The 6136-nt window shown below is 72.1% G+C and carries 5 protein-coding genes; all 5 read left to right on the forward strand.

Annotated elements, in window-relative coordinates; translation table 11 throughout:
- Positions 1-62 precede the first annotated feature (62 nt).
- From ABZ840_RS35415 to ABZ840_RS35435, 5 genes are read left to right on the forward strand one after another with little or no spacing between them, the layout of a single operon-like run.
- Entirely contained in the window at positions 63-1367 is a 1305-nt protein-coding gene (locus ABZ840_RS35415; RefSeq protein WP_361567435.1) for an ABC transporter substrate-binding protein, read from the forward strand.
- 14 nt (positions 1368-1381) lie between these two features.
- Positions 1382-2410 (forward strand): sugar ABC transporter permease, encoded by a 1029-nt coding sequence (locus tag ABZ840_RS35420; RefSeq protein WP_361567438.1) that lies wholly within the window; start codon positions 1382-1384, stop codon positions 2408-2410.
- The gene (locus tag ABZ840_RS35425) at positions 2407-3240 is read left to right on the forward strand and encodes a carbohydrate ABC transporter permease (RefSeq protein WP_361567441.1); all 834 of its coding nucleotides are present in this window, start codon (positions 2407-2409) and stop codon (positions 3238-3240) included. Before ABZ840_RS35420 ends, ABZ840_RS35425 begins: the two co-directional genes overlap by 4 nt.
- A gap of 40 nt (positions 3241-3280) precedes the next feature.
- Entirely contained in the window at positions 3281-4921 is a 1641-nt protein-coding gene (locus tag ABZ840_RS35430; RefSeq protein WP_361567443.1) for a glycoside hydrolase family 13 protein, read from the forward strand.
- A 29-nt stretch (positions 4922-4950) separates the two neighbouring features.
- On the forward strand, positions 4951-5985 hold the full coding sequence (locus ABZ840_RS35435) for an aldo/keto reductase (protein ID WP_361567446.1): 1035 nt from the start codon (positions 4951-4953) through the stop codon (positions 5983-5985).
- Positions 5986-6136: the final 151 nt, after the last annotated feature.

The following is a 6136-nucleotide window of genomic DNA, read 5'->3' on the forward strand; positions in this document are numbered from 1 at the left end:
CAGTCACACGGTCGGCGCACCGCACGGAACTCCGATGCGGAGCCCAGCTGCCAGGAGAGACAGTGAAGACCAGGACCACCAGAGCCGTCCGGAGCGCCTGTGCCGGGCTCGTCGGACTCACCGCCGTGACCGCCTGCGGCACCTCCGGCGGCGCGCCGCCCGCCGGGAAGCCCGGCACGTTCGAGGGCCGCGGCCCCATCACGTACGTCGCGGGCAAGGACACCACCGGCACCGTGCAGGCCGTGCTCGACCGGTGGAACAAAGCGCATCCGGACGAGAAGGCCACCTTCGTCCAGCTGCCCACCGACCCCGACGCGCAGCGCCAGCAGATGATCCAGAACGCCGAGATCAAGTCCGACGCGTTCACGGTGCTCTCCCTCGACGCCGTCTGGACCACGGAGTTCGCCGCCCACCGCTGGGTCGACCGGCTGCCCGCCGACCGCTTCCCGCTCGACAGGATGCTCGGCCCGATCGTGGGGACGGCCACCTACCGGGGCGGCCTCTACGCGGTCCCGGCCACCTCCGACGGCGGCATGCTCTACTACCGCACCGACCTGCTGCGCCGCGCCGGCATCGAGAGACCGCCGGTCACCTGGGCGGAGATGAAGGCCGACTGCGCGAAGGTGCGGAAGCTGCCCGAGGCACGCGGGATGTCCTGCTACGCCGGCCAGTTCCAGAAGTACGAAGGGCTCACCGTCAACGTCGCCGAGGTCGTCCACTCGGCCGGCGGCACCGTCACCGACGCCCGCGGCCGCCCGCACCTGGACACCCCGCAGGCCAGGGCCGGGCTCGACTTCCTCGTCGACGCCCTCCGGGACGGCACGGCCCCGAAGGAGGCCATCACCTACCAGGAGGAGGACGCCCGGCGGGCGTTCCAGGACGGGAAGCTGGTCTTCGAGCGGCAGTGGCCGTACATGTATCCGCTCGCCGCGAAGAAGGACGGCTCCAGCAAGGTCGCCGGGAAGTTCGGCGTCGCCCCGCTGCCCGGTCTGAACGGCCCCGGCGCCTCCAGCCTCGGCGGCCACAACCTCGCGCTCACCGCATCGGCGAAGAACAAGGCCACCGCGCTGGATTTCATGAAGTTCTTCACCAACGAGCAGAACCAGCGCTTCTCCCTCAAGTACGCGCCCGCAGCCCCCACGTACGCGTCCCTCTACCGGGATCCCGCCCTGGTCAAGACGTATCCCTACCTCCCCACCCTCAAGCGGTCGATCCTGCACGCCGTACCGCGCCCACGTGTCTTCCAGTACGGCGACCTGACCGCGGCCGTGCAGCGGGAGGCGTACGCCGCGCTGACCGGCGAGAAGAGCAGCGCCCAGGCGCTCACGGACCTCCAGCGGGCGCTGCGGCAGCCCGTGGCCGAGTAAGGAGCCACGCCCCGATGGCCGAGACCCAGACGCCCGCCCGGCCCGTACCGTCGGCCGCGCGCAGAGAACCACCCACCGCGCCCGCGCGCCGCCACCCGGCCCGGGCCACCGCGGGCACCGCCCGGCTCGCCGCGCTCCTCGTGTCGCCCACCCTGCTCGTCCTCGGTGTCGTCGTGCTCTACCCGACCCTCGTCGCCCTGAAGCAGTCGCTGTACGGCACCCGGGGGCTGGACCCGAAGACCGGATTCGTCGAGGACAGCGAGCCGTTCGTCGGCCTCCAGAACTTCGCCGCGATCTTCGGCGAGGCCGGCGAACGCTTCTGGAACGCCTTCTGGAACACCACCTTCCTCACCGCCACCACGGTCCTGCTGGAGACCCTCATCGGGGTGGCCATGGCGCTGATCATGCACCGCGCCTTCCGCGGCCGCGCCCTGATCCGCGCGAGCATCCTCATCCCGTGGGCCATCCCCACCGCCGTCACCGGGCTGCTCTGGCGCTGGATCTTCCACAGCGACGGCATCGCCAACGCCCTCATCGGCCACCAAGTGCTCTGGACCACCGAGGGGTTCCATGCCAAGGCCGCCGTCATCGTCGCCGACGTGTGGAAGACCGCGCCCTTCGTGGGCCTGCTGGTCCTCGCCGGCCTTCAGGTCATCCCGAACGAGGTGTACGAAGCGGCGCGCATCGACGGAGCCGGGGTGCTGCGCCGGTTCCGGCACATCACCCTGCCGCTGGTGAAGCCCGCGCTGCTGGTGGCGGTGCTGTTCCGCACGCTCGACGCGCTCCGCATGTTCGACCTGCCGTACATCCTGATTGGCGCGCAGAAGACCTCGGTGGAGACGCTGTCGATGCTCGCCCAGGACCAGGCCGCCAACGTGCGGTTCGGCCCCGCCTCCGCATACGCGGTGATCCTCTTCGTCTACGTGTTCCTCATCGCACTGGCCTTCGTACGGCTGCTCGGCGCGGACCTCGTGGGGGACGACGGCAGGCCCGCGCGGCGCCGCCGGCGGCTGCCGCGCCGTACTCAGGGGGTTGCGGCATGACGCTTCCGGCAAGCCTCCGCACGTGCCTGTTGTCGCTCGGTGTCGCCGCGGTCGTGGCCTACTGCCTCGCGCCGTTCGGCTGGATGCTGGTCTCCAGCCTGCGCCGCACCTCCGACATCTTCGACAACTCCCCGCTGCCGTCCCCGCTCTCCCTGGAGAACTACCGCGCGGTCTTCGACCCCGCCCAGGCCTTCACCCGCGCCCTCCTCAACAGCCTGGTCGTGGCGGGCGTGACCACCTGCCTCGCGCTGCTGCTCGCCACCTTCACCGCGTACGCCATGGCCCGGCTGGAGTTCCGCCTCAAGCGGCTGGTGCTCACCCTGATCATCGCCACCTCGATGTTCCCGGTGGTCTCGATCGCCGTGCCGCTCCTGAAGCTCTTCGTCGGCCTGGGCTGGATCAACACCTACCAGGCCATGATCGTGCCGAGCATGTCCTTCACCCTGCCACTGGCGGTCTGGAACCTCACCGCCTTCTTCCGGCAGCTCCCCGACGAGCTGGAAGAGGCCGCCATGGTCGACGGCTGCACCCGCGGCCAGGCCTTCCGCAGGGTCATCGTCCCGCTCGCCGCACCCGGCCTGTTCACCACCGCGATCATCACCTTCATCGCGGCGTGGAACGAATTCCTCATCGCCCTGTCCATGACCAACAAGCCGGAGATGCAGACGGCGCCCGTCGCGATCTCCAAGTTCTCCGGCGCCACCCAGTTCGAGACGCCGTTCGGCAGCCAGATGGCGGCCGGGGTGCTCGTGACCGTACCGCTCGTGATCGTGGTGCTGCTCTTCCAGCGCCGGATCGTCGCCGGCCTCACCGCCGGTGCCGCGAAGTAGCCAGACCGCCCGTACCTCGCCCGTACAAGGAGTACGCCCCATGACCCGCACCGCACCCTGGTGGCGCGACGCCGTCATCTACCAGGTCTACATCCGCAGCTTCGCCGACGGGAACGGCGACGGCATCGGCGACATCGCCGGCATCCGCTCCCGCCTGCCGTACCTGAAGTCGCTCGGCGTGGACGCGATCTGGATCAACCCCTGGTACGAGTCCCCGCAGGCCGACCACGGTTACGACGTCGCCGACTTCCGGGCCATCGACCCGCGCTTCGGCACCGTCGAGGAGGCCGAGGCGCTGATCGAGGAGGCCCACGCGGCCGGGATCCGCGTCATCCCCGACATCGTGCCCAACCACACCTCCGACCAGCACGCCTGGTTCCGCGCCGCGCTGGCCGCCGGGCCCGGCAGCCCCGAGCGGGAACGGTACGTCTTCCGCGACGGCCGCGGCCCCGGCGGCGCCGAGCCGCCCAACGACTGGCGGTCCTGCTTCGGCGGCCGCGCCTGGACCCGGGTGCCCGACGGGCAGTGGTACCTCCACCTCTTCGCACCCGAGCAGCCCGACCTCAACTGGGACCACCCCGACGTCCTGGCCGAGTTCGAGGACATCCTGCGGTTCTGGTTCCGGCGCGGCGTCGACGGCTTCCGCATCGACGTCGCCCACGGCCTGGTCAAGCACCCCGAGCTGCCCGACCTGCCGGCCGTCCCCGCCCCGGCCGACCGCATCCCCGGCGAACACCTGGACCACCCGCACTGGGACCGCGACGAGGTGCACGAGATCTACCGCGCCTGGCGCCGGGTCGCCGACGAATTCCCCGGCGACCGCGCCTTCGTCGCCGAGGCCTGGGCCGACACCCCCGAACGGCTCGCCGCCTACGTCCGCCGGGACGGTCTGCACACCGCCTTCAACTTCGACTTCCTCATGGCGAGCTGGGACGCCAAGGAGCTGCGCGCGGTCATCGACCACTCCCTCGCCATGCTCGGCGCCGTCGGTGCCCCGGCCACCTGGGTGCTCTCCAACCACGACGTGGTGCGCCACCCCAGCCGCTACGGCCGCAAGGTCGTCAAGAAGTGGGTCGCCAACGAGACCTACCGGCCCGAAGGCCCGCTCGACCTCGCCCTCGGCACCCGCCGCGCCCGTGCCGCAGCCCTCCTCATGCTCGCCCTGCCCGGCGGCGCCTACGTCTACCAGGGCGAGGAACTGGGCCTCCCCGAGGTCGAGGACCTGCCCGAAGCGGTGCTCCAGGACCCCACCTGGGAGCGGTCCGGCCACACCGACCGCGGCCGGGACGGCTGCCGGGTGCCGATCCCGTGGTCCGGTGACCGCCCGCCGTACGGCTTCGGCCCGGACGACGCGGCAGGCGAACCCTGGCTGCCCCAGCCGCCGCTGTGGCGGGAGCTGAGCGTCGCCGCGCAGGAAGGCGACGAGGACTCCATGCTGGCGCTGTACCGCCGCGCGCTGCGTATCCGTCGCGACCACCCGGCGCTCGGCGACGGCACGATGACCTGGCTCGACACCCCGGCGGGCGTCCTCGCGTTCCAGCGCGAGCCGGGCTTCTTGTGCCTCGTCAACCTCTCGGCCGAGCCGTACCCTCTCCCGGGGCACGAGGAGGTACTGCTGGCCAGCGGCCCGCTCGCGGACGGCCGGCTGGCACCGGACCAGGCGGTGTGGCTCGCCCTGTGATCACCGGCCGCACGGAAGGAGCACCTGACATGGAGTACCGCACCCTCGGGACCGGAGGCTGCGCCGTCTCGGCCCTGGCCCTGGGCACCATGACGTTCGGTCACGAGACCGAAGAGGCGGGGGCGCACGCCCAGCTGGACCGGTTCGTCGAGGCCGGCGGCACCCTCGTGGACACCGCCGACGTCTACACCGCCGGCGCCTCCGAGGCGATCATCGGCCGCTGGCTCGCCGCCCGCCCCGCCGATGTCACCGACCGCGTCGTCCTCGCCACCAAGGGCCGCTTCCCCATGGCCGGGGACCCGAACGGCGCCGGGCTCTCCCGCCGCCATCTGCACCGGGCGCTGGACGCGTCGCTGCGCCGCCTCGGCGTCGAGACGATCGACCTGTACCAGGTCCACGCCTGGGACCCGCTGACGCCCGTCGAGGAGACGCTGCGCTTCCTGGACGACGCGGTGCGCCAGGGCAAGGTCCACTACATCGGGCTGTCCAACTTCACCGGCTGGCAGCTCCAGAAGACCGTGGACGTCGCCGACTTCCGCGGCCTGGCCCGCCCGGTCACCCTCCAGCCGCAGTACAGCCTGGTCTCCCGCGAGATCGAATGGGAGATCGTGCCGGCCTGCGTCTCCGAAGGGCTCGGCCTGCTCCCGTGGAGCCCGCTCGGCGGCGGCTGGCTGACCGGGAAGTACCGGCGGGACGCCCGGCCCGCCGGCGCGACCCGGCTCGGCGAGAACCCCGAGCGCGGTACCGAGGCGTACGACCGGCGCGGCAGCGTCGAGCGCACCTGGGACGTCGTCGACGAGGTGCGCGCGGTGGCCGAGGAGCGCGGCGTCCCCATGGCGCAGGTCGCGCTCGCGTGGGTGCGCGACCGGCCGGCCGTGTCCTCGGTGATCCTCGGCGCCCGGACCGTGGCTCAGCTGGACGACAACCTCGCCTCCGCAGGCCTCCGGCTGTCGGACGAGGAACGCGCCCGGCTGGACAAGGTGAGCGACCCCGGCGCCGCCGACTACCCGTACGGCGGCCCCGGCCAGGAGCAGCGCAGCCGGAACGTGGCCGGCGTGGGCTGAGGCACGCACGACACGGCGCGGCGGCCGGCGGGCCCGTTCTCGGGGCCCCGCCGGCCGATGAACGCCCCGCTGCGGAAGGGCGCCACGGTCGTCGTGCTGCCCCGCTTCGACCTCGACAGCTTCCTCGGCGCCATCGAGAAGTACCGGTGCA

The sequence above is a fragment of the Streptomyces sp. NPDC047117 genome (assembly GCF_040643545.1).
GTDB lineage: Bacteria > Actinomycetota > Actinomycetes > Streptomycetales > Streptomycetaceae > Streptomyces.